This window comes from Paenibacillus sp. DMB5 (genome assembly GCF_001517085.1).
Taxonomy (GTDB): domain Bacteria; phylum Bacillota; class Bacilli; order Paenibacillales; family Paenibacillaceae; genus Paenibacillus_AQ.
In genome coordinates, this window is sequence record NZ_LRAC01000168.1 from 18107 (window position 1) to 43692 (window position 25586).

Sequence of the window (25586 nt, forward strand, 5' to 3'; positions counted from 1 at the left end):
AATTTATTCTTTAAAAAGTGATCCAACTTCTGAATACTTACGTTCCACTGAGTATAACCGCTTTTGATTAGCGGCTCAACTTTGGATGAAGGAGTGAACTGAAATGAAAAAGCTGCACAGTAAGCTGGCCATCCTGATGCTCTGCCTGAGTTTATTTCTCCCGGCACTGGCAAGCGCTCACGAAGTGGATACGAACGGTGCTGCACCGAATTTGCAGGCGGCTCTCGGTGAGCTGCTCGGTGAGCATGCCCTGCTGGCCGTCATTGCGATGCAGAAGGGCTACGACAATGCTGCAGATTTCAATGATGCCGCAGCCGCACTCGGCAAAAACACAGATGACCTCTCAGCCGCCATCGCTTCAGTCTATGGCAGTGCCGCCGGTGAAGCATTCGAACCCATCTGGTCCTCCCATATCGGATATTTTGTGGACTATGTGAAAGCGACCGCTGCCAAAGACGAGGCCGGACGGCAAAAGGCCGTTGCTGAGCTGGATGACTACCGGATGAAGCAGGCCGAATTTTTCCATAATGCCAACCCGGCATATTTTGAAACGGCTGCCCTCGCAGACGGGCTGAACATGCACATCAACCATCTGCTGGACGCCTTCAACAGCTATGTAAATAAAGACTATACAGCTGCATACAAGGATACACGGACTGCGTACGCTCACATGTTCATGACAGCCAAATCGCTGGCTGCCGGCATTCAGGCCCAGTTCCCTGACAAGTTCCCTGCAGGCACCACAACCTCACCGGGAATCGACCTGCGTGCAGGCCTTGGACAATTGCTGGGTGAGCATGCGACACTGGCCGCACTCGCTATGCAAAAAGGCATCGACGGTGCCCCGGACTTCACTGCGGCAGCTGCTGCCCTGAATAGCAACACGGATGACCTGTCTGCGGCGATTGCCACCGTTTACGGTAATGCAGCCGGCGATGCCTTCAAGCCCATCTGGTCTTCCCATATCGGATATTTCGTCGATTATGTAAAAGCCACAGCTGCTAAAGACGAAACCGGACGCGGGCAGGCTGTTGCCGCGCTGGAAGATTACCGTATGAAGCAAGCCGAGTTCTTCTACAGTGCAAATCCGGCTTATTTTGAAACAGCAGCCATTGCAGACGGACTGAAAATGCATATCGGCCACCTGCTTGATACCTTTAACAGCTATGTAAATAAAGATTATGCCAAAGCTTATAACCTTGAACGTACTGCCTATTCCCATATGTTCATGACAGCAAGCGAGCTGACAGGCGGCATTGTCTCCCAGTTCCCGGACAAGTTCCATGGCAAGACTGGCGCCGCCGCCCCTGAAATGACAACCATTTCAATGAAGAAAGGCAGCACTGCCGTTACGGTTAACGGGACTACAAGCCAGATGGACGTTACTCCGGTCATGAAGGACGGCAGTACCTTCATCCCGCTCCGTTACCTCGGTGAGGCCATTGGTGTCGATATTACCTGGGATAACACCAGGAAAACGCTCTGGATCAAGGACGGAGACAACACCGCAGTCTTCTGGGTAGGACAGTCCTACATGGAGCTGAACGGGGAGCGCAAGAACATCGGAGCCCCTGTCTTCCTGGACAGCGGCCGCGTGCAGGTTCCCGTCCGTTTCATTGCCGAGCTGCTCGGCTGGGATGTGAAGTGGCTGCCTGGTGACGGCACCATTACATTAACCAAAGCAATGGCGGCCACAATGGAGCATAGCCATTAATAGATTCAAATGGGTAAAAACAAAGGCCACCCCTCACGGGATGGCCTTTGTTCTGCCTCTATAGTTACTTAGTGCACCAGATGAAATTTAATAGTTCTCCCCGCGGTAATACCGCTCCAGCTTATGCTCCAGATGGGCGAGCTGCGCCTTCTTTTTCTCGATATCATCCAGCAGCACCTGCTTCTGCTCCTCAATCATTCTGGTTCTCTCCGGCAGGGTAGACGTTCCGGTCTTAACCATATCATAATATCTTTTTATTTCCTCAATGCTCATCCCCGTTTCCCGCAGACATTTCAGGAACTCCAGCCAGCCGATGTCCTCTTCACTGTACAGCCGGTTATTCTGTTCATTACGCACCGCCGGCTCCAGCAGCCCTTTACGCTCATAAAAGCGGATTGCCCCGATGTTCAGCCCTACCTTTTTTGCAATCTGTCCTATCGTAAACATTCTTCCTGTCTCCCGAAAATTCACTGTTGACCTACACTTAGTGTAGCATATTAAGCTTCAGATTATAGATCGATATCACTTAACAGAAAGAAGGATAACAATGATGAAAACTGCTTTGGTAACAGGTGCGAACAAAGGAATCGGACTGGAAACAGCAAGACAGCTGGGCGAAGCCGGCTGGAAGGTAGTACTCGGAGCACGCAGCACGGAACGGGGAGAGGCAGCAGTTGCCGAATTATCCGGCCAGGGCCTGGATGTGGAGCTTGTGCAGCTGGATATGACGAATCCGGACAGCATCGCCCAGGCGGCTGCCACGATTCAAGCCCGCTACGCTGATCTTACTCTGCTGGTCAACAATGCCGGTATGCCGGGTGCCTTCTCCAGCTCATTTAGCAATACCCGTGAGGAGGATCTGCGGCAGGCTTTTGAGGTGAACTTCTTCGGTACGTTCCGGTTAAACCAGCAGCTTCTTCCGCTTATCAAGCAGAATGAAGGAACCATAATTAATGTCTCGACCGACATGGCCTCTCTGCACTTCATGCAGCATGCGGAATATCCGCTGAATTGCTTCGACTATAATGCCTCCAAAACAGCCAGCAACGCGATGACCACCGCAATGGCTATTGAGCTAAGAGACAGCCGCGCTCAGGTCTTTGCTGTTACTCCTGGATTTACGAAGACGGACCTGAATCACAACGCGGAAGGCGGCCAGTCCAAGGAAGCAGGAGCAGCCATTATTGTCGGCTATGCCACTGACGGCAAGCGGCATAACGGGGAGTTTCTGGATGTGAACGGGATCTACGCCTGGTAAAAACATATATATATTGCTGAAAGACCGGAATAGCTTCTGCTTTTCCGGTCTTTGTAATTCTGCTTGATTATGTAATATCTATTTGTGTGATATGAAATTTCTCGGCGATTACATAAGTGAAATCTGTAAATAGAAGAATCCGCTCCCTTCCGCTGGCCTTAATCCTCCGCGGCTCCGGCTCGGCGGTAACTTTTAACCCCCTGCTTCCCAGCACGGTGCGGTAAATATCGGCGATTTCCCGAGGGCCGAAGGTAAAATGTACTCGCTCTGCTGTCGATCCTCCATAAGGCATAAAGTCAATGATTCTGTCTCTTGCGTTATAGGTACCCAGAAACTCCTGCAATGCGTTAAACACACGGCCGTAAATCTCATTATCCCCCTCAAGCTGGATAGGGCCCGAGATCATATACTGGGGCTTATTATATTTAAATAAAATGGGATGATCCTTCAATATTCTCAGATAGGTAAATCCGCTTGCAAATTTGATATTACTTTCCCGTACATTTTCACATATAATCTCCCAGGTGCGCAATTTACCTACAATGGTTCCGCCCTCACATTCGTACATAGAGATAATAAGCTGTAAATTGTCCCCTGCCATTTCTCCCTTGTCAACGCAGAAGACATCAAACCAGTTTCCTTCCATTGCTTTGTTAATATCACGGATATTAAGCAAGTGCAGCAGTCCTCCCTTTTATGAAAACGGTTAATCTGTGCCGAAACAAACATATCATTTCCTCTGTCTCTGTTAAAATGATAAGTATCGCTTTTCTGATTATCTGCGCATTCAATCTGATAAAGGAGTCACCACATTATGTCTATTAAAGCAGTACTATTCGATTTTGACGGAACGCTGGCTGATACGCTGCCTTTGTCATTCACGGCTTTCCGCACGGTGTTTAAGCAATACGAGAACAGGGATGTAACGAACGAAGAGCTGGTGGCCATGTTCGGCCCGACCGAAGAGGAGATTATCGAAGCTAACTTCACTAATAAAGCCGCTGCTCCGCAGGCGGTTCAGGATTATTTCTCGATCTATGAAACGGGCCATGATGGGGAGTCAGTCCGGAACACCGAGATTAACAGTCTGCTGCAGCTGCTGAAGAATCGTGGGATCAGGATGGCTGTCATTACCGGCAAAGGACAGCGGGCATACCGGATCTCCTCCAAGGCACTGCAGATGGAGGACTTCTGCGAGTTTGCCATTACAGGGGATGATGTGACTCAGCCGAAGCCTCACCCGGAGGGCATCTGCCGCGCCCTGGAGATTCTCGGAGTCAGCCCCGCCGAGGCTGTGTTTGTCGGTGACAGCAACGCCGATATTCTGGCAGGCAAAGCTGCCGGACTGCGTACCTATGCGGTGCGCTGGCTGTCGGCTTTTCAGAGTCAGACCTATGATGTTGAGCCGGACGGCGTTTTCAGCAGTGTAGCTGAATTGGTGGAACTGCTGGAGCAGGATCGCCTGTAATGTTGCCGTGGTGAGCTCGCGGTTGCGATTGTTTATATTGAGAAAAAAGCAAAATCCGGCTGCTTTTTGTAGAATCATAAGACGCTGCTAATCTCGGCTTTACTCGCAATACCACTTTGTTTAGCGAACCGGCACCACCTTTGTCACCCGTGCAGGGAGTCGCTCCTCGGGAGCGAATAGGTATATCACCAAATACCCAAGCGGAGGAATGGAAAATGGAAATGTTTAAAACAAAGGAAGCTGCAGAGCAATTGTCCGTCAGCCAGACCACAATCAAACGCTGGGCCGCGATGTTCCCTGCCAGCTTTCCCAAGGACCGGTTCGGTCATTATATTTTTACCACCCAGGAAGTCAGCCTGCTTAAATCTATTAAAGAACGGCTTGAGCAGGGAGAGTCGCTGGACAGCATCACGCTGGCCGAGAATAAGCCGCAGGCAGAGCCGGTGCCTTTTATCCAGAAGCTTCCCGTTACGGAGCCGCCTATGCAAGAGGTCTGGTCCCGCCTCGTCCGCATCGAGCGTTCGCTCGACCAGAAGGCCGACGAGGTGGTCTCCGTGCAGCTGCTTCAGCAGCGCCAGGAGCTTGAGGATCTGCGCCGGATGATCCAGCAGCTTGCTGTATCCATTGAGAGCATCCAGCAGCCGCGGCTTCAGGCGGCCGCTGCGTATGAGGAGATGCATCCCCTTGCCGCTATGAAGCTCAAAACCCCGCCCAAGAAGCGCGGGCTGCTGCGCACTTTTTTCTCGCTGTAGGCTATACGTACAGGCCTGGGTCCGGTACGGCCATTGCCGGGCTCAGGCTGGTATTTTCAGGCGTTCAACCTTGTCCCACCGTGGCTTATCTGCCATATCTTACACCCCGCGCCGCAGCCGCTCCTGCCAATCCAGCCATCGGCGTTCTTCCCAGCCCGGCCAAATCCTTTTTACCTCGTTTAACAGCCACTCACCCGCTATCGTAATTGAGTTTTCATGGGAAGCGTAGATGACCCAATCCATGTCAGCAGAAAACCAGTAGCCCTCGCCATTGATTGTGTAGGCCGGGTTAAATCCTTCTAGATCAAGCTGATACTCCGGCGAATGGTCGAACTCCCGCAGTTCGAAAACCCGCTCTATCCCGTGAGCACTTAATATTGCCTTTAGTGCCTCAATCCCCACCTCCGCCGCAAAATAGTCTTCCATAAAAGCTTCGGTTTCCGGCGGCTTAGGCTCAGTAAGCGGGTACCAGAAATCACTGATGCCCCACTTTTCCCTCAGGTCCTCCCACAGCAAGGTCCGCTCTACCTCTGACAAGGTGCGCCGGTAAGGCAGCGGAGATACGCCGACTATCCCTGCTGCAGCTTTTTTATCCAGATAATCAGCTAACGCTTGCCGCTCAGCCGCCGCTGTCTGCTGAAAGATACCCCCTTTATTCTCGGTAAACAGGCTCTGGGCGCTCCAGACAGCCGCTAGAATCTTGTTATGCGCTTCTTCCTCAGCTGCAAATTCTGTTCCTTCAAACCGTTCAAGCTCAGCAAGGATCGCATCCAGAACTAAATAGCGGGGGAACAACTCCTCTGCTTCTACCGTGTAGCCCCCGTCTGCCGTCCTGTCCCCGCCGGCATTCATCAGCCGTGAATATGTTCTTCCCCAATACCGGGACATAATCATGCAGTAACGCCTTGCAAGAGTGTGAAGCTGCTCTGCCTGATTCATAGTGCACATCCTTTTTATATGATTTGGTGGATACCTAACAGCTCATCCCTCCGCTCAACATCTCTATTAAAAATAAATTCACTCATTGAGGTGTCTCCTTTTTTTATCAAACAAACAGTGACTTTTCTCTACAGCAAATTCTTATAGATATGCTACATTTTGATCAAAAAGATCAGAGAGGATTGATCTAACTGTCAGGCTATTTTAGACTGTTTTTTAGAATCCATCTGAAATTCTGGTATTTGTCTGCCGCTACCTTAGTATGGGGGATTGCAGTCTTTGGAATCATCTTGCCGATCATGGCATTCGGATTGTCCTATCATTTCAGTGATACGGCTACCGGAGTAATTCTGGCGGCTATAGCCCCGTTTGCGGTGACAATGCTGCTAATTTTTCCGAATCATACGATTGCCCGGGAATACGCAATAACCCATGACGTAAGCGGGGGAGCGGGCAAGCTCCTGGTTCTGGGTCAGCTGCTGACAATGCTGCCTGTCTATGTGCTGGAGGCCTCTGCATTTCTTCTCTATTTCACATACCGGTAGTTTCCAATTGGACGGTGCCAACCCTATCTGTCACAAGCCCTTGAAAGCCTGCAAATCCGGGTCGCCAAGGGCTTGTTTGATATACATGAGCTATACTTCTGTGTTTTATTCTATAATTGTAACAATGATAAGCAAGAAAGGAATTCTATGCCCATCTTTGAACTCATTACATGGACAATCGCATTTGCCCTCCTGCTATCCGTACTCTGGATTGTGCTCATAAGCTGGAAGAACGGGATTTCGCCGATGCCCGCATCCGGTCCTGTCCGGCTGGCGGTGATTGCAGAGGTGCAGCGGATTCGGGGCTACGGCAATATCATTGAGGCCGGGTCCGGCTGGGGAACGCTGGGGTTGGAGGTTATCCGCCATTGTCCCGGCAAGCGGCTGACCGGAATCGAAAACTCCGGCATTCCTCTGGTGTTCTCCAGGCTGCTCACCGTACTCCATGCCCGCATGCTGCCGGATAAGATTGCCGGGGAGGGGCTGCGCAAACGGGTTATTTTTAAGCGGGGGGATATCTATAGCTACTCGTACAGAGATGCCGACATTGTGCTCTGTTATCTGTTCCCGGGAGCAATGGGGCGTCTGGCGGGGAAGTTCAGGCAGGAGCTGCCACAGGGTGCGACGGTAATCAGCGTTTGTTTTGCATTGCCGGACAGGCAGCCTGTGCGCGTTATTACCTGTAAGGACCGTCTGCGGACTAAGGTGTATGTCTACCGGTATTAGGGATGGGTTACAAATTGAATAACATCTTCCGCAAACCGGTCCGGCGCTTCAAAATGTGGCAGATGGCCGCAGTCCTCATATATTTTTAAAGTCCCGTTCAGTGTGTTTTCAACAAAACTCCTGGTCTGCTCTTCACAGGTAATCGGATCATACCTTCCTTTGATCAGAAGAACGGCAACCTTGAGATTTTTAAGTACGGGAAGCACCGGGTCGAACATCCGGCCCTCTTCCATCAGTTTGGACAAATGTATAAAACTGCGCCTTCCGAACTCTTCTGTCTCACTGCTTGAATACTGCATCTCTGTATAATTGTTGCCGTCATTCGGCGTATATACCTTCATTCTCAGTTCACCCAGACCTTGGCCTAACTCGAAAAAGGAGTGTAGCAGCTCCAGCGGCGGACGATTATCCTCTGCTGCTGTAAGACAAGCATTTGCCTGCTCTGATTTCCAGAGAGACTCGTACAAGCCTGCTGCCTTGCGCAGCCAGCTCTGAAGTGATTTTGGCAAATCTAAGGAAGGCCCCTCCAAAATCAGGCTCTCTACCGAGTCGGGATACTTGCCGGCATACCGGACCCCCAGCAAACCACCAAAAGAATGGCCCAGAACAGACCATTTTGCAATCCCCAGCTCTTTACGCAGCTGCTCACAGTCCTCTACCAAATCCTCCAGCGCTAACGGCTCACTCTCTCCGATCTCCTCAGAACGCCATACTCCCCGCTGGTCAATGCCAATTAGGCGGAGTTGGCTGATAAGCGCTGAGACTGATGCAGCATGAATTCATAGCAGCTTTCTCCCGGTCCCCCATGCAGATACAACAGTGGCGGAGCCGCTTCATCACCGTGAATTTCTACATACAGCCGTTTACCGCGGACTTTAATAAATGCAGTTTCCATACAGACCATCCCTTCCTGTACCTCTAACTGTTAAAATTCATATCTCTACCTAACCTGCCAACGGAAATTAACCGCCTGAAATTCTCAACCAATTCCATATGGTATTCCTTGTCGAACAGATACCCTCCGGACAGGGTTATGTCAGGCAAGCCTAAGCTATATTGGTGCTGAGTAAGAGAATACAGGATCATAAAGTCACCCTTTTTATTCGTACGCTTAACCGAGATTGTAAACTCCTCCGGCGACATTGCACTTAAGTCTGCATGTTCTAACCTATCGAAGTGTTCCAGCTCGTGAACAAAACGCTGAAGCTGCTCCAGCTCGAACCAGACATTAAGACTGCAGCCAGTAAACTTGTTATTTGTAACCTCAATACTGCAAGCCATGCTAGGTAACCGTTCATATATGTACTGCTCGAGATAAAAGGTGATGTATGACGCTCTATCGGACGAGTATATCCTGAAGTCATAATCGGTGTGCGGGGTAAACATGGCTCCCTCCCAGGCGGACAAAATGAAACAGACTTCTAAAATGTTCCAACTACTCTATGCCCATTGTAATCTCTAACCTCCCTCCCAGCCAATACATCCTAACGGACTCGGCGGACCTTATTCTCGCAATCTCGGCCCTGCGGCGGGTTTAACGGACTCCAGTGACGTTATTTGCACCAATTTTATCCGCACTAACGCAAATCCGTCTAAATAGCGTCATCTGAGTCCGTTAGAATGTCCAACCGCCGGAAAATCGGCAAATAACGCCTCCTGGGTCCGTTAGAGCACCCCGTGCGCTGCAGCTGCTATGAATGCTCCGTTAGAGCGCCCCGTGTGCTGCAGGTGCTATAAATGCTCCGGCTGCGGTGAGTGGGACTATTGCTACACCTGCCTCATCCCGCCACCCGCGCAAAAAACAGGACAGCGCCTCCCAAAGCGGGAGAACGCTGCCCTGCTCTTGCATAAACCTACGCCTGCCCGCCCCAGCGGACCGCATATCCCTGCCTATAGCTGGCTATTCATTATTACTTGTTCGCCAGGAAGGCATCAATCTGTGCCTGCAGCTCGGTCTGAATCTTATCAAGACCCGCGGATTTCAGCTGCTTGTTCAGTTCAGCCAGTCCTTTGTCGATGTCTTCGATTACGCCGTATTCCAGCGGAATGGCGTAGCGCAGCATTACGTTGCCGACATTGGCGATTTCTGTCTTCACTTTGCTGTTGTCGAACACGAAGGTCTCCAGATCATAGTGGTACACGCTTGCTTCCCACTTCTTGACCAGATCGGAAGCTTCCTGCGGGAACGCTTCATTGTCGCGGTTCAGCGGCGAGTTGAAGTTCCAGTTGGAGAAGCCGGTGTAGTTCGGGTTCTTCTCAAGCGCTTTGTATTTGTCGTCACCAACCGGCTCATAGTGCACGCCGTTGATACCGTACATGATCAGGTCGTGAAGCTGTTTATCATTTTGCATCAGATCGATCATCATCAGGGAGCGCTCCACATTTTTGGAGGTCGCATGGATGGATGTGCCGTTCTGTGTCGAGATGGCGATCGATTTTTTCTTACCCTGGTTGATGTCAGCCAGCGCTACCTCGTAAGGTGAATTTTCCTGGCGCATCAGGGCCATCAGGGCACCCAGTGTACCGTTGTTGTGCGTAATGGATGCGGTTTTGCCTGCTTTGAAGTCAGCCTGATGATCGTTTTTGCTGTTCAGCACGTTCTTGGACCAGGCGTTATTGTCGGCGAGATCCTTGTAGTATACCAGCAGATCCTTGAATTCCTGAGTTTCATAGACGTTGAATACTTTACCTGTCGGATCATCCAGCTTGAAGGCGAACGGCAGGTCGAGGTCGAACATGTTCCATTCATTCTGCTGCTTCAGCAGGACACGGTCGAGGTTATGATATTTCCAGTCTCCGGTTTCCGGAGTGAACGGGGCAACGCCCTTTTCTTTCTCAGCAATGGTTTTCAGGTAAGTCGCATAGGTTTCAGGGCTGTTGATCTCAGGCAGATTGTACTTTTTGCGCAAGTCTTCGCGGTAGAGAATCAGCTTCTCAACAGACTCCCCTCTGTTCTGCGGAACCATGTACAGCTTGCCGTTCACTTTGGCCTGATCCCAGCTTACCTGCGGCATAGCCTTCATAGTTTCCGGCATGTATTTGTTCAGCAGCTCATCGGTCAGCTCCAGGAAGCCGCCTTTCAGCGCCTGGTCATTGTAGCCAGCCCAGTTTGCCGAGTAGATCAGGTCAAAATCCTCATTCGCCGCCAGCTTCAGCGGATATTTCTGCGCCCAGTCGGACCAGTCCAGGAACTCGCCTTCGATGGTTGCATTGATCTTTTCCTTCAAGACTTTATTGATTTCGGCGAACACGCTGTCATAATCGACCGGCTTAGGTCCGACAAAAATCATTTTCAGCTTCACTTCTTTGGATGTATCAATGGTACCGGAAGCCGCAGGATCTGTTGCAGTTCCCGTATCCGTGCTGTTACCGCCTGCCTCTGATGCACTATTAGTAGGCTCAGCTGGAGCATTGGCATTGTTATTGCCTCCGCCGCACGCACTTAGAATCATAACGAAGGTTAAAACGAGCGCCAGCAGCATCATTCTATTTCTTTTCAGCATCTCAAGCCTTCCCCCTTGTAGTTGAATATGAAATCTATTGATAAACCGGATGACTCCGGGTTCACCCTTTAACAGCACCGATCGTTAAGCCTTGGACAAAATAACGCTGCACGAACGGATAAGCCAGCAGGATCGGGCCAGTAGCCACAACCGTCATTGCCATTTTGAGGCTCTCGGTCGGAATGGCTGTAGTCACGACAGCGCCTGCACCCATCATCGCCTTGCGCATACCGTCCATGTTGCCCAGCATTTTGTACAAATAATACTGCAGCGGCATCAGATTCTCATCGGAGATGAACAGAAGCGCATTATACCAGTCATTCCAGTAAGCCAGAGCCAGGAACAATCCGATTGTAGCCAGGGCCGGCTTGGACAGCGGCAGAATCAGGCGGACATAAATCCGGAAGTCGCCGGCGCCGTCAATTTTGGCCGATTCGACAATGGCTTCGGGTATGCTGCTCATAAAGGACTTCATGACGATAATGTAGAACACATTCAGCATCATCGGCACAACCAAGGCCATCGGCGTATCCTTCATGTTGAGATAGTTGACGATCAGCAGATACCACGGGACGAGCCCGCCGCTGAACAGGGTGGTAAAGAAGAAGAAGAACGAAAACTTGTTGCGCCACTTGAAGTCCTTGCGGGACAGCGCGTATGCAGTCATCGAAGTCAGGAACAATCCCAGCACGGTGCCGGTCGCCGTAACCCCGATAGTCACCAGATAAGCATTAATCATTTCTTGCGGGTATTTAAAAAGAATACTGTAAGCCTCGGTTGAAAAGGCAGTTGGTATAAACTGATAGCCGTCCGTTACGATTTTGGTCTCTTCCGTCAGGGATGAGGAGACAACCAGAATGAACGGGAAGATACATAGCACGGCGAGAAGGATCAGTGAAACATAACCAATGGCTGAGAAAATTTTGCGGTCAAGCTGCTTCATATCGTTACCTCCATTTCCTGTTTGTCCCTAGAACAAGGCACGGTCTTTGTCGTATTTGCGGACAGCGTAGTTCACCGTCATAATGGTTGCGAAGCCAAGCACCGACTGGAACACGCCTGCCGCAGCCGACATTCCGATATCATTGGAAGTAATCAGGGACCGGAAAACAAAGGTATCGATAACATCCGTCGCGGAAAACAGCAGCCCGTTGTTGCCGATCATATTGTAGAACATTCCGAAATCACCGCGGAAAATGTTCCCGACCGCCAGCAGCACCAGAATGATAACCGTCGGCATCAGATTCGGGATCGTTACTTTCATAATCCGCTGGAAAATGTTCGCGCCGTCAATCTCGGCAGCTTCATACATCTCCGTATCAATGCCTGTTATCGCTGCCAGATACATTACCGTTCCGTACCCGAGGCTCTTCCAGGCAGCTACAAGCACCAGGATGTAAGGCCAGTAAGCAGGCGTATTATAAATATCGATTGGCTCAAGGCCAAGCCCTCTGAGCAGCGCATTCACCGTACCGATATCATAGTTCAGCAGGTTATAGGCAATCGCCCCGACCACGACCCAGGAGATAAAATAAGGCAGGAACAGTGCAGACTGTGTAAGCTTGCGGAACCATTTGCCTCCGACCTCGAACAGCATAATTGCGGCAAAAATCTGCAGTATGTTGTTTACCGTAATAAAAGCGATGTTGTACAGCGCCGTATTCCGCGTTACCCGCCAGGCGTCGCCTGATTCAAAGAAGAAGCGGAAGTTGTCCAGCCCGTTCCACGCACTGCCGAAGATCCCTCCGGCGTAATCGTATTTCTTAAAGGCGATGACGATCCCCGCCATCGGGATGTAAGCAAACAGGAGGAAGAAGGCAACCGCCGGCAACAGCATCAGCAAGATAACCTTATAATTTTTTAAATCACTCCAGAATGTATGCCTTTTCATTTCTGCACCCCTCTCATCTCTATATCTCACATTATAAGCAGGGCGTGCTTCCGGCATAATTCAGCGAAACAACTAAACTTAATACTAATTCAACGATTTAGTATATAAAAAAAGCCCCGTTCCACCCGGAACAGAGGCTGCAGTATTATATTTTATTCCGCTTCCGGTACTCGCCCGGCGACATCCCCATATACTGCTTAAATTGCCGGTTGAAGTAGATGATATTTTTGTAGCCGGCCTGCTCGGCGATTTCATAGACCTTTTTGGTAGGGTCCTCCAGGAGATCACAGACCCGCTTCATCCGCAGCTCGCCGACATAGTCGCTGAACAGGCTGTTCGTCTCCACCTTGAACAAGTGGCCCAGGTAGTTAGGCGAGAAGTCGAAGTGGGCAGCCACCTCGTTAAGGGTAATCTTCTGATCCAGCCTCGCCTTCACATAGTCTGTAATTTCATCAATCAGCTTGCGCTTCTGCCGCTGGCGCTTCAGATACAGACGCTCCGACAGCTCGAAGAACCGCCGTCTCAGCCAGGAGAGGATGTCATGCACCGTCTCGAACTGGAACAGCACGAACGGCTGATGAGCGTCCCAGTTAAGAATCTCGTACAGATGCTCGTTCATCTGCCGCAGGTCGGCGTGCAGCTTGGAGGTGATCCGGATAATGATATCGTAGATATCATTTTTTTGGGAGATCGGGCTGTCCCCGGCAAACAGCTGCAGCAGGCAGTCATCGACGGTCGTAAGGTCATACTCTAGCATGGCCTTCAGCATCCGGTCCACAATCTCCTCCAGATCGGAGGCTATTTTCTCCTTCGGGTGCCACTCTGAAGCGTCCTGAATGAGCCTGTTCTTGCCGACTATCCATTTGATGCTGAGCGCAGCCTGGGCCTGACGGTAGGAGTCATGCAGCTTGTCCGGCCCGGACGCATACATGCCTCTGCCGATGGTAATGGAGCAGGCAAATTCCTGATAGAACGCCCGGATCAGCTCCTCCAGCAGGGCAGTGAAATGCTGCTCCTGAACTGCAGCCAGAATGATAAAGTGATAGTCATAGCCGGTAATCACCATACCCAGATTATGCTCCCGGGCAAACTCCCGGATAAACCCTCCGGCTCTGCTGCTCCAGGCAGACCGCTCTTCTTCGCTCCAGCCTCGTATTTTCCAGGCGATATCGTCCAGCTCCACAATCGCAACAGCCGACAGTGCCTGCAGGTAAGGCGTGAGCACACCGAGAATATGTGTCTGCGCCGGTCCCGGCGCGGTCTCACTGAACCAGCGCAGCAGCAGCTCCTGATTGACAAGAGACAAGGTCTCAGTCAAGGAGGTATGCTGCTTGCGCTCCTTCTCGATCTTGGCGCAGAGCCGCTCCAGCATGCTGTACAGCTCCTCATCGTCCACAGGCTTCAGCAGATAGTCAGAGGCATTCAGCTGGATCGCCTCCTTGGCATAGCTGAAATCCTGATGGCCGCTGATGAACACAATCTCGACCTCCGGGTTCAGCTCCTTCGCCTTGCGGGCAAATTCCACCCCGGTCATAATCGGCATCCGGATGTCGGAGAGAATAATATCAACAGGCTGCTGCTCCATTATTTTGAGTGCGGCAAAGCCGCTGGCGGCCGTTCTGACACTATGCAGCGGCAGGCGGCTGCTTCCGGCCACACGCCGTCTCAACCATTCCAGATCGATGGCCTCATCATCCACCAGCAAAATATTTATCTCCAGGGCCATAATCCTCTACTCTCCCCTCACTTCGCGGATCTCCGCATTCTCAACCGGCAGGACAATCTGCACCGCCGTCCCGGCTCCGTAATAGCTGCCGATTTGAATCCCGTAATCATTGCCGTATCTCAACTTGATCCGTTCCTCCACATTTTTCAGGCCATAGCTTCCCGGCTGAAAAGAGCCTGCGCGCATGCTGCGCAGCGTATCCGGCCGCATGCCGATGCCATTATCAATCACCTTCAGCTCAATCCGGTCACCAAGCCTACGGCCCGTAATCCGGATGGCAATACTCTCGCCGAACCAGGCATGCTTAAATATATTTTCCACAAACGGCTGCAGGATCAGCTTGATGACCGGAACCTGCAGAATTTCAGGATCAATATCATAATAGACTTCAAAGGCGTCGGCATATTTCACCCGCTGGATTTCCAAATACATTTTGACCTGCTCCAGCTCTTTTTCAATTGAGATATAGACCCGCCCTTCGTTTAAGGTCAGCCGGTAAAACTTGGACAGCCCCTTCACCATCCGCGTAACCTTCCCGACCTCTCCAAGATTGGCCAGGCTGCCGATGGTGGACAGGGTGTTATACAGGAAATGCGGGCTGATCTGGGCCTGCAGCACATCCAGCTCGGCCTGTTTCTTCTGAAGACCTTGAACATAGACGTTGCGTATCAGCTCCTGAATGCTCGCCGCCATCTGATTAAAGCTGTTGGCAATATACACAAATTCATCATTCCCGGGGAACCCGATCCGCTTGTAGAAGTTCCCTTCCTGGAAGGAACGGGCCAGGTAGACGATCCGCTTGATCTTTTTGCCGGATATTCGGGCCACAAGGAACCCGATCGCTGCCATAACCGCGAAGCTGATTGTGCAGACAGTACCGATAGCCCTCTGCATTCTGCTTGCATCCTTGTTAAGATAGCTGTGCGGCACCCGCGCCTCAATGACATAACCGGGTATCGGAATATCCTCGCTGATAATCAGATAATTGTCCGGCTTATCCGGCTTGTCCGGTGTACCCTGCTCATAAATAGTCTGTCCTTGTACCCTGTCAACCAGCCGAAGCTCCAACCCCTGATCCACCGGGAAGGTATCAAAATTGCCGAACAGCTCATCTATTCTCGCCGTAACCCGGATATACCCGATGATTGACGGAGCCGCGTTGGAAGCCACGAGCTTGCGGAAGTAAGAAATGTTGCCAAGCTTACTGTCACTGTCCGCCTGCAGCCACAGGCTGTCCCGGTTATTCATCACGATCGAACGGAACCATTCCTTGTCCTCAATAACCCGGCCCGAGAGCACATAGTAATCGCTTCTGCCGATAGGCTCCGTCATATCGTCTCCGGTAATTTCAAGCATGGTCTCGTTAGCCGTATACAGCGCAAGCCGCAGCTTGTTCCCGTATAACTGCAGAGGCGCCTTCATATAAGGGACGATATCATCGCGCATCTTGAGCATATTCTCCAGCGGATTACCCCTGAACTGCAGCGCATTCTGAAAGTTCGTATTGAGAAACAGCGAATTGCTCATCCGCTTGATCTCATCGGTCTGGTATTCGATATTGCTCCTCGTCTGCTTAAGGGCCGTCCGCACATTCGTCTCCGCCATCTCGGTCCTGGACTCAACAAGCATCGTGTAGGCTATATAGCCGACCAGCAGGTCTGTCAGAAGGACCAGAACCAGATAAGGAATCATCATTTTGTAGGTGAACGGAATATACTTTTTATCCGGTGAAAATTTCTCCATACCTGGTGCTCCCTTGCATGCTTGATTGCAGCTGTCCGCTGTTTTCATCCATTCTACAACGAAGTGTAAGCGGTTACTACTATTTTTACGCAAAAAAAAGAGGCATCAGCCGCCTCTGGCTGGTGCCCTGCCGGTACCATAATAGAAAGAAGTTGTATATATCCTTTTCTGGAGTGCCGCATTGCCTCACTATCTGATAGAATTATTATTGATGGTCTGTTTCGCTCTTTGATCCGGCATCCGGACGGTAGCGCTACGGCGCTTACGGCTGCATTCCGTCCTCGATCCGTTTCATGAATTCTTCAACAGCGCTGTAGCCCAGCTGCTTCAGGTACCAGTTGTTGGCTGCCGCTTCGATTAATCCGGCGACATCGCGTCCCGGCTGAAGCTGAACCTCAATATGCGGAATTTGTACCCCGAGATATTCGGTGAACTGGGGAACGAGCTCCAGCTCATTGTTGAGTGCATTCTCCCTCCAGGGACACAGCTCAATATCGAGCACGATCCGCGTCTCATCCTGAAAGGCTTTGCGCCCGTATTGGCGGACTACATTAATCAGCCCGATGCTGCGCAGCGCCAGGAACTCGCGTGTAGTCTCGTTATGCGTACCAAGCAGCGTATGCGGCCCCAGCTTCTTGAGCACCACTATATCGTCTGCTACGAACCGGTGGCCTCTGCGGATCAGCGTATGTGCGGTTTCACTTTTGCCGATGCCCGATTTGCCCCGCAGCAGAATGCCGATGCCCGATACGTTAACACATACGCCGTGAATCGACAGCTCGGGGGCCAGCGCCTTCACCAGATAGCTGTCCAGCTTGGCAATGAACTCGTTGGTCGTATCTGCTGTCCGCAGCAGAGGGATCCCCTCCTGGTCGCAAAAATGCGTAAGATAAGGAATCTCCTGCTGTCCGGTCGTTACAATGAAGCACGGGGGATGATATTTGACGATGTTGCCGATATGCAGCACGCGGTCCTCTACGCTCAGCGTAAGCAGATAATTAATCTCCTTGCGGCCGAGCACCTGTACCCGCTCCATAGGAAAGAAATCAAAATATCCGACAAACTCCAGCCCGGGCCGGTGTGTCCGGGGCCGTGTGACCAGGCGGTCCATCCGGCTGGCTCCTGCAAGCACCTCCAGCTGGAATTTATCAGTAAGGCTCTGAACGGTGATCGACTTCATGGGGTTCTCCTCCTGCAGCTAAGGCGTATTCCGGATACGCCTGAAATGTAATAGTAGGGTTGACGGTTATATTCAACGGCTGGGGTAACTCTACCTTCTCTTTATTATAGATATCCCTAAAAATCTTGTATTCTTACAATGCTGATTATATAGTTAGAAATATTACCTAAGTCTTAAGACCCACAGAAATTCATAATCTACCAATTAATGCAAGAAGGTGCGGCGTATTGGATTTGGGATCATGGATTGATCTAATGATGTGCTTTGTCTTGTTTCTGCTGTTCATATACATATTTGCTTCTGTTACCATAACCAGATTACACAAAGTGTATCTGGGCTTTCATTTTTCGATGATGGTATGGCCTTACTGCCAGTTCGCCATCAAAACTGTGGACGAGCCGGTCTTTCAGCTGTTTTATGTAAAAGCAGCCTTTGTCGATGCGTCCCTGCTGATTGCCGGCTGGATCTTCTTCACCATACTGATCTCCGGCCAGTCCCAGTTCCTGAAACGGAAAATCTTAATCCTGCTGTTCCTTCCGGCAGTCTTCTCGTCGCTTGGCGTCATCCTGAATCCGAACGAATGGTTCGTCCGCCCGGTGAACGGAGGATATGTAGAAAGAATTTACGGCCCTATTTTCTGGATCAACATTTCCATTCTGGTTATTCATGCCCTTGTGTCCCTGTATATCATTTATGTAGCGCTTGTGTCCGATCAGGCATCACGGATTAAGAACCAGATCATGTCCATGCTCAGAGGGATCCTTGCGGTAACGATATTTTTGCTGCTTGATATCCTGCTGAATGTTGTCCTTGATGATTACCTGCCGGTCATTCCGGGCTTCACTTCGCTCGGCATCGTCATTTCGGCTATTTTCTTTGTGATTACCATTCACCAGGATAAAGTATTCGATATTGTAACGATTGCCCACCAGGATATCATTGATACGATGGAATACGGCATCCTTGTGCTGGATGACCACGAACGGGTAGTAGAGATGAATCAGGCCCTTGATCCTTACTCCAGGCTTGAGCCCGGCGACCGTTTCCAAATGGAGGCTTTTCTGCCGGGTACAACCGATGCCATCAGACGCTTTCTTGACCAGTACCGGGAACGTCCGGATGAGATGGCCGAGATTGAATGCCTGCATCCCGGCGGCCACCTGTATATTAGCATTCATGCTGCACCCATCATGGTCAGCTCGGTCAGAGTAGGGCGTACCATTACTTTTCAGGATATTACCGAGCTCCGCCGGCTTATTGACGAGACCAATCATCAGAATACCATTCTTCAGGAAAGAAATGAATCCCTGATCAAGGTTCAGGAGGAGCTGTTCCAGACTAACCGCAAGCTGACAAAAATGGCCATTACCGACAGCCTCACTGATTGCTATAACCGGCATTATCTCACACAGCAGCTGGAGAAGGAAGTAACGGAGAGCCGTGAGCACCCGCTTCCTTCGGCCATGATCCTGATCGATATCGACTTCTTCAAGGCAGTCAATGACCGTTACGGCCACCTGGCCGGCGATCTGGTCATCTGCGGAACCGTAGAGGTGCTCCAGCGCCTGCTGCGGGAGAAGGATATTCTGGCCCGCTATGGCGGCGAGGAATTTATCATCTACCTGCCGGGTACGGAAGAGACGGAAGCGGTCGCCATTGCGAAGCAGCTTAAATCCGCTGTGGCCGCCAATAAAATGAGCATTGACAACGTAGAGCATCCTGTATCGGTTACGATCAGCATGGGAGTGCTGAGCATCACCGACTTTAAGGCCGGACAGCCCAAGGATGCATCCGCCTATCTGAACGACCTGTTCAAAGCCGTCGACAAAGCGCTCTATGCCGCCAAGCATCAGGGCCGCAACCGGATTGTTTCGGTGCGGCGGTAGGCAGGGATGCATAGTATATACCCGGTCCCTGGCTGAAATGCAAAGAAGACCTTCCCGGAAGAGTATTCCCGGGAACGGTCTTTTTATTAAACTATCCAGCTTACTGCATCGCTTCCGCCAGCCCGGTAAAAATCACACCCAGCGCATAAGCGCCGGCATCCGGGTACCCGATGCTGCGTTCGCCGACTGTACCGGCTCTGCCCATCCGGGCAACGATCTCCCCGGTCTGCCTTGCTCCTTCTACTGCAGCAGCGGCTGCCTTGGTCGAAGCAGTACCAAAGTCATTGCCCTGTGCGGCGCTGTCCTTCCACGACTGCGCATAAGGAACCAGCGCATCAATCAGCGTCTTGTCGCCGACTACCGCCCCTCTGCCGAAGGCACGCTCCCCGGTATCCTGAATGCCTTTGACCACGGCCTCCAGCATTTCGGCCAGCTCCTGTACGGACAGTCCCTTCCGGTCTCCGGCATATTTGCCGGCAGCCCGGAACGCGGAGCCCCAGATCGGGCCGGAGGCGCCGCCGCAGTGCTCCATAATGACCAGGGAGCAGGCATCCAGGAAGCTGCCCAGATCGGCTGAATGATTGGCTGTAATCTCCGGCCATTCGGTTTTGAGCTGCTTGAACCCTTTGGCTACGCTCATTCCAAAGTCACCGTCACCGGCATGGGCGTCCAGCTCACAGAACGGAACCTCATTCTCTATGATAATCTCGCTCATTTTATCAATGGCATATACCATGTTATTCAGCGTAAAGGTGTCCCCTGTAACCTTGGCATACGCAGCATCTGTATCGCACTTAAAGGATACTTCCTGCTCCGCTTCCGGCTTCAGGACAACTTCGGTATATTGCACCGGCTCGAACGGTCCCTGCAGTACCAGTGCAGGGGTATGGCATTCGTCGGCCAGCAGCTCTTTAAGCTGATCGTCCAGCTTCATCAGCGACAGGGAGGCCCCGGCCATATCAATGCTCGTCATGAAATTGCCGGCGAGCACGTTATGCACGGTAACCCCTTTGGCATCCAGCTCACGGATCACCGAGTTGCCGAGCAGGTACAGCTCCTGCAGCGGCGTTGCCCCGAAGCCGTTCACCAGCACGGTAACCTCAGGTGATCCCGCCCCGCCAGCAACCGAAAGGCTTTCCAGCAGCGCGTTTACCATTCTGGCCGCCAGCTCATCGGCAGTAACTACAGGCTCCCTGCGGATACCGGGCTCACCGTGGATGCCGACCCCGTATTCCATCTCGCCCTCTTCCAGCTGGAAGGTCGGCGTGCCTTTGGCCGGAACGGTACAGGAGGTGAAGGCGAAGCCGATGCTGCGGATATTCGCGATGGCCTTCTCTGCGGCTTTCTTAACCTCAGCCAGAGACAACCCCCGCTCGGCCGCCGCTCCGGCGATCTTGTGTACCAGCACCGTGCCGGCTACCCCTCTTTTGCCGACGGTATACAGGCTGTCTTCAACAGCGATGTCATCATCGACCTTCACATAATCCACTTCAATGCCGTCTTCGCCGGCAAGATAAGCGGCATTCTTGAAGTTCATCATATCGCCGCTGTAGTTTTTGATGATCAGGAGCGTGCCCTTTTGTCCCGCTGTAGAACGGATTGCCTGATACACCTGGATCTGGGACGGTGAAGCAAAGATGTCGCCGCAGACCGCCGCATCCAGCATTCCTTTGCCGACAAAGCCGGCATGGGCAGGCTCATGTCCGCTTCCGCCGCCGCTGATCAGCGTCACTTTGTCCGGGTTCAGCTGCTTTTTCTGGATTACCTTGTGCTTGCTGTTGAATTCAAGAGACGGATGGGCCAGCACCAGCCCGCTGCACATTTCCCGTACCAGTGTCTCGGGTGCGTTGATAATTTTCTTCATGTTATGCCCCCTTGCTCTGCTTGTAGTTCCGGCCGAGCTGGTCGCAACCCGGATTGCTGCGGCTACAGCCTCTACCGTAATAGGGAACGGCATGGAATGGATCGACTCCTCCGCAATGCAGGCCTTGCCTGCAACTTCCAGCAGCTCTTCCTGCGAAATGCTGTCTACTCCGATGTCAGCAAGGCTGACCGGCAGGCCGACCGACAGGCAGAAGTCCATCACCTGGTTCAGCTCTTCGGCCGGCGCATTTTCAAGCACCAGCTGGGCAATCGTGCTGAAGGCTACCTTTTCCCCGTGATAGTAGTGATGTGTACCCTCAAGCGAGGTTAGACCGTTATGGATCGCATGGGCTGCCGCCAGACCGCCGCTTTCAAAGCCCAGTCCGGACAACAGAATGTTGGCTTCAATGATATTTTCCAGCGCAGGCGTCACCTGATTGCAGTCACTGGCCACCTTCGCGTGTAATCCGTCTTTCAAAAGAGTCTCATAGCAGAACTTCGCCATCATCAGTGCCGTATTGGTTCCCTTTGCAGGTCCGCACACACCCTCACGTACACCGCTCGGCAGGCCGGCGTTGACATTGGAATAGGAATTTGCTGTTGCTCTTGCTTCAAAATAAGTCGAAAGCGCATCCCCCATCCCGGATACCAGGAACCGTGTCGGCGCATTGGCAATTACGGTTGTATCAATCATGACCACACTCGGACTCTGTTTAAAATAAGCATAGTCGTCAAACTGGCCGTCCGGAGTATAGAGAACCGCCGAATGGCTTGTCGGTGCGTCGGTCGCCGCAATCGTCGGCACGATAATCAGCGCCTCGCCTTCAGCTACACACTTGGCTGTATCAATAGCCTTGCCTCCGCCGAGTCCGATGGTACAGGCACAGGAATGCTCACGGGCCAGCTCCTTCAGGCGGGCAACCTCCTCGCGCGAGCATTCGCCGCGGAAGTTGCTCTCGACGAGCGTAATCTTAAACTTTTCGGCTGTGGAATCCAGCTTGGCCTGCACACGCTTCACATCATCCGGGTGGGCGATCAGCAGTGCAGACTGGCCGAAGGTCTGTACAAAATAACCCAGGTTGAGCAGTTCATCTTCACCCTGCACGTATTTGGTCGGGCTGATAAAGGCTTTTCTCATCTTAATTCCTCCTAAAAGTTTGGTGAGCTGTACTATCCGAGAATCCCCTTGCAAAAACGGCTTCAGAAGCATCCGCTTAATTCATATATAAATCAAGTATAGTCTGCCCATTCTTTTTAAGCATTGTACTCTGCCTGCTACATTAAGCGTTTTCACATTGTGTTTTCTTGTTGTATACTTAGATAATAGTATTATCTTGCACTCGTTACTGGATAGGAGGATCTTACACTCATGAGCAATCCGCTGTTCAAGCTGGAAAACATTATAGACCTCGAGAAATGGCATGTGCTTCAGGACTCTCTCGCGCTGGTCACCAAGATGGCGATTATCACCGTCAACTACAAAGGGGTTCCCGTCAGCAAACACAGCTACTGCCAGCCCTTCTGCCAGGGCGTGAGAAAGGATGATGTCCTCTCGCCTTTCTGCCAGAAATGCGATGCCAGAGGCGGCCTGGAAGCCGTCCGGCTCAATGCCCCCTATATCTACAAATGCCACTTCAATATTATTGATATTGCCGTGCCGATCATAATAGACAATCAATACATAGGAGCGGTCATGGCCGGACAGATCCGGCTTCGTGACCCGGACCAGCAGCAGCTCGAGCAGCTGGTTTCCCGGCCGCCCAGCGCCGATACGGAGCTTAAATTCCAGGCACTTGAGGCTGAATATGCCTCGCTGCCCACATTGACCTATGACGAAGTATCGACCACTGCCAGCATGCTGTTTCACCTCTGTAATTATATCGTCGAAGAAGCAATCACCAAGAATGCCACCATTCAGATGTACAAAAAAACACTGCTCGCCGAGGCGCCTCTAAGCCAGACCGATGATTACGCCGCCGCGCCCGTACCCGCTGTCGGCAGCCTGCAGGCGATTCAGAACGAGCTGTCCAACACACTGGTCGAGCATTCGATTAAAGAGCTGAGCGTAAGTCAGTACCGCGCCGCCAATCCGCTGCTGCAGCCGGCCTTTGATTATCTCTACCAGCACAAGAACAAAAATCTGACCCTGGCTGACCTGGCCAGACAATGCCACATTAGCCCAAGCTATTTCAGCCGGATCTTCACCAGGGAAACCGGAGAGAACTATTCCGCTTTCGCACCGCGGCTGAAGATCGAATGGGCCAAACAGCTGCTCAAGACTACGGAGCAGCCCGTTAACCGGATCAGTGATGCACTTGGCTTCTGCGATGCGGGCTATTTCATCAAGACCTTTAAGAAGTTTGAGCATCTAACGCCTGCTGTATACCGCAGCAGGTACCGGGATGAGGAGTAACAGACTATCCTGGCTTCCCGGAGAGGTGGCTCGGCTCCCGGAACCCGCAGAGTGTAAGTTATGTCTTGTACGTCACGCGCCAGAACTAAGTGGAAATCCGCCACCTATTTCTTCGGTAAACCCCACTGTTGAGAAACTAAGTGGAAAAATGCCACTTAATTCCGCCAAAATTACCCATGGAGCAGGAAAGGGCCCAATTTAGATGACGTTTTTCCAACTAATCGCCGGAAATGCCGAGAAACGCTGAAATTAGGTGGCGAAAATCCAACTAACCGTCCGCTTTCCGCTGTTTGCGGTTGGAATCTGCAGACTGCCTATGCTTCCGATGCTAGCTTTTCTACGAAAAGCTTTCAGGCGGTCTCCAAAGCTCGCACACCAGCAATTCAGGCTTTTTCCCTTTTCATAGCACAGCTCCAGCAATGCAGCAAAGGCAGGCCCCTCTGAACAGGGGCCTGCCTTTATACCTTTTATCTGAAATTAGCCTGCTTCTGCGGCTCCTCTTCACCCAGACCCAGGGTCTGGTTCACCGAGGCCATAATTTCTTCCAGCAATTCCGGGCGGGACGCCAGCGGGATGCCGTAGGAAGGAATCATCTCCTTGATCTTTGGCTCCCAGGACTTGATATGCTGCGGGAAGCACTTGTTAAGGACCTCCAGCATGACATGAACCGCCGTGGATGCGCCCGGCGAGGCGCCAAGCAGCGCAGCTACCGAGCCGTCGGCGGCACTGACCACCTCGGTGCCGAATTGCAGTGTCCCCCTGCCGTCAGGTGTATCTTTGATGACCTGCACGCGCTGGCCGGCTACGACCACCTTCCAGTCTCCGCTTTTGGCGTTCGGAATAAACTCGCGCAGCTCGTTCATGCGCTGCTCGCTGGAGAGCATCAGCTGCTGGATCAGATACCGGGTCAGCGCCATTTCCTTGGCACCGGCTGCCAGCATCGTAAACAGATTGTTCGGCTTCACCGAGCCGATCAGGTCCAGATTCGAGCCGGTCTTGAGGAACTTCGGCGAGAAGCCCGCGAACGGCCCGAACAGCAGGGCCTTCTTGTTGTTAATGTAGCGGGTATCCAGATGCGGCACCGACATCGGCGGGGCGCCCAGCTTGGCTTTGCCGTACACCTTGGCATGATGCCGCTCGACAACCTCCGGATTGTCGCAGGCCAGGAACAGCCCGCTCACCGGGAAGCCTCCGATATGCCTGGATTCCGGTATCCCGGTCTTCTGCAGCAGAGACAGGCTCCCGCCGCCCGCGCCGATAAAAACAAACTTGGCGGAATGGAACTCCGTCTGCCCGCTGCTCAGATTGTGCACCTTAACCTTCCATAAACCGTCCCCGGTACGCTTGATATCTTTAATGGCGTGCCTGTAGTGAACCTCGACCTTCCGGCTCTGGAGATAGTCGAACAGCAGCCGGGTCAGCGCACCGAAGTTAACATCCGTCCCCGAAGTAATCCGTGTGGCAGCAACCGGCTCCTGGGAGCTGCGGCCCTCCATCATCAGCGGAACCCACTCCTTCAGCTTCCGGGGATCCTCGGAGTACTCCATGCCCTGGAACAGCGGATTTTGTGAGAGCGCTTTAAATCGCTTATTCAGAAAAGCCACATTCTTCTCGCCCTCGACCCAGCTCATATGGGGGATCGGCATAATGAAATCCTGCGGACGGCGGATCAGCTTATGCTTGACCAGATAAGACCAGAATTGCCTGGACAGCTGGAACTGTTCATTGATTTTGACCGCTTTGCTGATGTCAACCGACCCGTCGGGCTTTTCGGAGGTATAGTTGAGCTCACAGAGTGCCGCGTGACCGGTACCCGCATTATTCCATTCGTTGGAACTCTCCTCTCCCGCGCCTGCAAGCTTCTCAAACACTTTAATGTTCCAGTCCGGTGCCAGCTCTTTCAGCAGGGCTCCCAAAGTCGCACTCATGACTCCTGCACCAATCAAGATAACGTCTGTTTTTTTGTGTTCGCTGCTCAT

General features: G+C 52.0%; 22 protein-coding genes and 1 pseudogene. 8 read left to right on the forward strand and 15 right to left on the reverse strand.

Features of this window, described 5'->3' with window-relative positions; genetic code table 11:
* Positions 1 to 103 precede the first annotated feature (103 nt).
* The gene (locus AWJ19_RS31165; protein ID WP_068729387.1) at positions 104 to 1714 is read left to right on the forward strand and encodes a copper amine oxidase N-terminal domain-containing protein; all 1611 of its coding nucleotides are present in this window, start codon (positions 104 to 106) and stop codon (positions 1712 to 1714) included.
* Positions 1715 to 1801: 87 nt separating this feature from the next.
* Here AWJ19_RS31165 and AWJ19_RS31170 read toward each other — a convergent pair whose 3' ends face one another.
* Positions 1802 to 2161: a MerR family transcriptional regulator gene (locus AWJ19_RS31170; RefSeq protein ID WP_068729389.1), complete on the reverse strand. Its 360-nt coding sequence runs from the start codon at positions 2159 to 2161 to the stop codon at positions 1802 to 1804.
* A 100-nt stretch (positions 2162 to 2261) separates the two neighbouring features.
* Here AWJ19_RS31170 and AWJ19_RS31175 point away from each other — a divergent pair, with 100 nt between their 5' ends.
* The gene (locus tag AWJ19_RS31175) at positions 2262 to 2972 is read left to right on the forward strand and encodes an SDR family NAD(P)-dependent oxidoreductase (RefSeq protein WP_068729391.1); all 711 of its coding nucleotides are present in this window, start codon (positions 2262 to 2264) and stop codon (positions 2970 to 2972) included.
* A 67-nt stretch (positions 2973 to 3039) separates the two neighbouring features.
* On the opposite strand, the gene AWJ19_RS31180 is transcribed toward AWJ19_RS31175, so the two are convergent.
* Positions 3040 to 3648, reverse strand: a complete 609-nt coding sequence (locus AWJ19_RS31180; RefSeq protein ID WP_068729393.1) for a hypothetical protein — start codon at positions 3646 to 3648, stop codon at positions 3040 to 3042.
* A 138-nt stretch (positions 3649 to 3786) separates the two neighbouring features.
* Here AWJ19_RS31180 and AWJ19_RS31185 point away from each other — a divergent pair, with 138 nt between their 5' ends.
* Positions 3787 to 4440 carry an HAD family hydrolase gene (locus AWJ19_RS31185; RefSeq protein ID WP_068729395.1) on the forward strand — a complete coding sequence of 218 codons (654 nt, stop codon included), beginning with the start codon at positions 3787 to 3789 and terminating at the stop codon, positions 4438 to 4440.
* Positions 4441 to 4655: 215 nt separating this feature from the next.
* The gene (locus tag AWJ19_RS31190; protein WP_068729397.1) at positions 4656 to 5192 is read left to right on the forward strand and encodes a MerR family transcriptional regulator; all 537 of its coding nucleotides are present in this window, start codon (positions 4656 to 4658) and stop codon (positions 5190 to 5192) included.
* 99 nt (positions 5193 to 5291) lie between these two features.
* Here AWJ19_RS31190 and AWJ19_RS31195 read toward each other — a convergent pair whose 3' ends face one another.
* A complete protein-coding gene (locus AWJ19_RS31195; RefSeq protein WP_068729399.1) occupies positions 5292 to 6131 on the reverse strand; it encodes a hypothetical protein in 840 nt (279 codons plus the stop codon).
* 290 nt (positions 6132 to 6421) lie between these two features.
* Here AWJ19_RS31195 and AWJ19_RS31200 point away from each other — a divergent pair, with 290 nt between their 5' ends.
* Positions 6422 to 6676 (forward strand): hypothetical protein, encoded by a 255-nt coding sequence (locus AWJ19_RS31200; RefSeq protein ID WP_128083739.1) that lies wholly within the window; start codon positions 6422 to 6424, stop codon positions 6674 to 6676.
* A 147-nt stretch (positions 6677 to 6823) separates the two neighbouring features.
* Positions 6824 to 7402: a class I SAM-dependent methyltransferase gene (locus AWJ19_RS31205; RefSeq protein WP_068729403.1), complete on the forward strand. Its 579-nt coding sequence runs from the start codon at positions 6824 to 6826 to the stop codon at positions 7400 to 7402.
* Here AWJ19_RS31205 and AWJ19_RS31210 read toward each other — a convergent pair.
* From AWJ19_RS31210 to hprK, 9 genes are all read right to left on the reverse strand, one after another.
* Entirely contained in the window at positions 7399 to 8181 is a 783-nt protein-coding gene (locus tag AWJ19_RS31210) for an alpha/beta hydrolase (RefSeq protein WP_128083740.1), read from the reverse strand. The two genes, AWJ19_RS31205 and AWJ19_RS31210, sit on opposite strands and share 4 nt — an antisense overlap.
* Positions 8136 to 8297, reverse strand: a complete 162-nt coding sequence (locus tag AWJ19_RS35505) for a hypothetical protein (RefSeq protein ID WP_157890129.1) — start codon at positions 8295 to 8297, stop codon at positions 8136 to 8138. The genes AWJ19_RS31210 and AWJ19_RS35505 overlap by 46 nt, the downstream gene beginning before the upstream one ends.
* A gap of 23 nt (positions 8298 to 8320) precedes the next feature.
* Positions 8321 to 8788: a hypothetical protein gene (locus tag AWJ19_RS31215; RefSeq protein ID WP_068729405.1), complete on the reverse strand. Its 468-nt coding sequence runs from the start codon at positions 8786 to 8788 to the stop codon at positions 8321 to 8323.
* A 524-nt stretch (positions 8789 to 9312) separates the two neighbouring features.
* Positions 9313 to 10905 carry an ABC transporter substrate-binding protein gene (locus tag AWJ19_RS31220; protein WP_068729407.1) on the reverse strand — a complete coding sequence of 531 codons (1593 nt, stop codon included), beginning with the start codon at positions 10903 to 10905 and terminating at the stop codon, positions 9313 to 9315.
* Positions 10906 to 10966: 61 nt separating this feature from the next.
* Positions 10967 to 11848: a carbohydrate ABC transporter permease gene (locus AWJ19_RS31225; protein WP_068729409.1), complete on the reverse strand. Its 882-nt coding sequence runs from the start codon at positions 11846 to 11848 to the stop codon at positions 10967 to 10969.
* 27 nt (positions 11849 to 11875) lie between these two features.
* A complete protein-coding gene (locus AWJ19_RS31230; RefSeq protein WP_068729411.1) occupies positions 11876 to 12796 on the reverse strand; it encodes an ABC transporter permease subunit in 921 nt (306 codons plus the stop codon).
* 145 nt (positions 12797 to 12941) lie between these two features.
* Positions 12942 to 14522, reverse strand: a complete 1581-nt coding sequence (locus AWJ19_RS31235; RefSeq protein ID WP_241781957.1) for a response regulator — start codon at positions 14520 to 14522, stop codon at positions 12942 to 12944.
* A gap of 6 nt (positions 14523 to 14528) precedes the next feature.
* Positions 14529 to 16265, reverse strand: a complete 1737-nt coding sequence (locus AWJ19_RS31240; RefSeq protein WP_068729413.1) for a histidine kinase — start codon at positions 16263 to 16265, stop codon at positions 14529 to 14531.
* Between the two features lie 262 nt (positions 16266 to 16527).
* Entirely contained in the window at positions 16528 to 17445 is a 918-nt protein-coding gene (gene hprK, locus AWJ19_RS31245; protein WP_068729415.1) for an HPr(Ser) kinase/phosphatase, read from the reverse strand.
* 227 nt (positions 17446 to 17672) lie between these two features.
* Here hprK and AWJ19_RS31250 point away from each other — a divergent pair, with 227 nt between their 5' ends.
* Positions 17673 to 19331 carry a diguanylate cyclase gene (locus tag AWJ19_RS31250; protein ID WP_068729417.1) on the forward strand — a complete coding sequence of 553 codons (1659 nt, stop codon included), beginning with the start codon at positions 17673 to 17675 and terminating at the stop codon, positions 19329 to 19331.
* A 100-nt stretch (positions 19332 to 19431) separates the two neighbouring features.
* Here AWJ19_RS31250 and dhaK read toward each other — a convergent pair whose 3' ends face one another.
* Positions 19432 to 21195: a dihydroxyacetone kinase subunit DhaK gene (gene dhaK / locus AWJ19_RS36075; RefSeq protein WP_068729419.1), complete on the reverse strand. Its 1764-nt coding sequence runs from the start codon at positions 21193 to 21195 to the stop codon at positions 19432 to 19434.
* 1 nt (position 21196) lies between these two features.
* Positions 21197 to 22332: pseudogene (locus AWJ19_RS36080) on the reverse strand (glycerol dehydrogenase).
* A gap of 231 nt (positions 22333 to 22563) precedes the next feature.
* Between AWJ19_RS36080 and AWJ19_RS31265 the strand changes: the two are divergent.
* A complete protein-coding gene (locus AWJ19_RS31265; protein WP_068729421.1) occupies positions 22564 to 23607 on the forward strand; it encodes a PocR ligand-binding domain-containing protein in 1044 nt (347 codons plus the stop codon).
* 467 nt (positions 23608 to 24074) lie between these two features.
* On the opposite strand, the gene AWJ19_RS31270 is transcribed toward AWJ19_RS31265, so the two are convergent.
* Positions 24075 to 25586, reverse strand: coding sequence for a malate:quinone oxidoreductase (locus AWJ19_RS31270; RefSeq protein ID WP_068729423.1), 1512 nt, complete (start codon positions 25584 to 25586; stop codon positions 24075 to 24077).

Bases quoted from the DNA above. Each gene is read 5' to 3' on its own strand.
- AWJ19_RS31175 (WP_068729391.1), top strand. From the start codon at position 2,262: ATGATGAAAACTGCTTTGGTAACAGGTGCGAACAAAGGAATCGGACTG.
- AWJ19_RS31240 (WP_068729413.1), bottom strand. From the start codon at position 16,265: ATGGAGAAATTTTCACCGGATAAAAAGTATATTCCGTTCACCTACAAA.
- hprK (WP_068729415.1), bottom strand. From the start codon at position 17,445: ATGAAGTCGATCACCGTTCAGAGCCTTACTGATAAATTCCAGCTGGAG.
- AWJ19_RS31220 (WP_068729407.1), bottom strand. From the start codon at position 10,905: ATGCTGAAAAGAAATAGAATGATGCTGCTGGCGCTCGTTTTAACCTTC.
- AWJ19_RS31265 (WP_068729421.1), top strand. From the start codon at position 22,564: ATGAGCAATCCGCTGTTCAAGCTGGAAAACATTATAGACCTCGAGAAA.
- AWJ19_RS31165 (WP_068729387.1), top strand. From the start codon at position 104: ATGAAAAAGCTGCACAGTAAGCTGGCCATCCTGATGCTCTGCCTGAGT.
- AWJ19_RS35505 (WP_157890129.1), bottom strand. From the start codon at position 8,297: ATGGAAACTGCATTTATTAAAGTCCGCGGTAAACGGCTGTATGTAGAA.
- AWJ19_RS31230 (WP_068729411.1), bottom strand. From the start codon at position 12,796: ATGAAAAGGCATACATTCTGGAGTGATTTAAAAAATTATAAGGTTATC.
- AWJ19_RS31215 (WP_068729405.1), bottom strand. From the start codon at position 8,788: ATGTTTACCCCGCACACCGATTATGACTTCAGGATATACTCGTCCGAT.
- AWJ19_RS31190 (WP_068729397.1), top strand. From the start codon at position 4,656: ATGGAAATGTTTAAAACAAAGGAAGCTGCAGAGCAATTGTCCGTCAGC.
- dhaK (WP_068729419.1), bottom strand. From the start codon at position 21,195: ATGAAGAAAATTATCAACGCACCCGAGACACTGGTACGGGAAATGTGC.
- AWJ19_RS31235 (WP_241781957.1), bottom strand. From the start codon at position 14,522: ATGGCCCTGGAGATAAATATTTTGCTGGTGGATGATGAGGCCATCGAT.
- AWJ19_RS31270 (WP_068729423.1), bottom strand. From the start codon at position 25,586: ATGAGCAGCGAACACAAAAAAACAGACGTTATCTTGATTGGTGCAGGA.
- AWJ19_RS31225 (WP_068729409.1), bottom strand. From the start codon at position 11,848: ATGAAGCAGCTTGACCGCAAAATTTTCTCAGCCATTGGTTATGTTTCA.
- AWJ19_RS31185 (WP_068729395.1), top strand. From the start codon at position 3,787: ATGTCTATTAAAGCAGTACTATTCGATTTTGACGGAACGCTGGCTGAT.
- AWJ19_RS31170 (WP_068729389.1), bottom strand. From the start codon at position 2,161: ATGTTTACGATAGGACAGATTGCAAAAAAGGTAGGGCTGAACATCGGG.
- AWJ19_RS31205 (WP_068729403.1), top strand. From the start codon at position 6,824: ATGCCCATCTTTGAACTCATTACATGGACAATCGCATTTGCCCTCCTG.
- AWJ19_RS31195 (WP_068729399.1), bottom strand. From the start codon at position 6,131: ATGAATCAGGCAGAGCAGCTTCACACTCTTGCAAGGCGTTACTGCATG.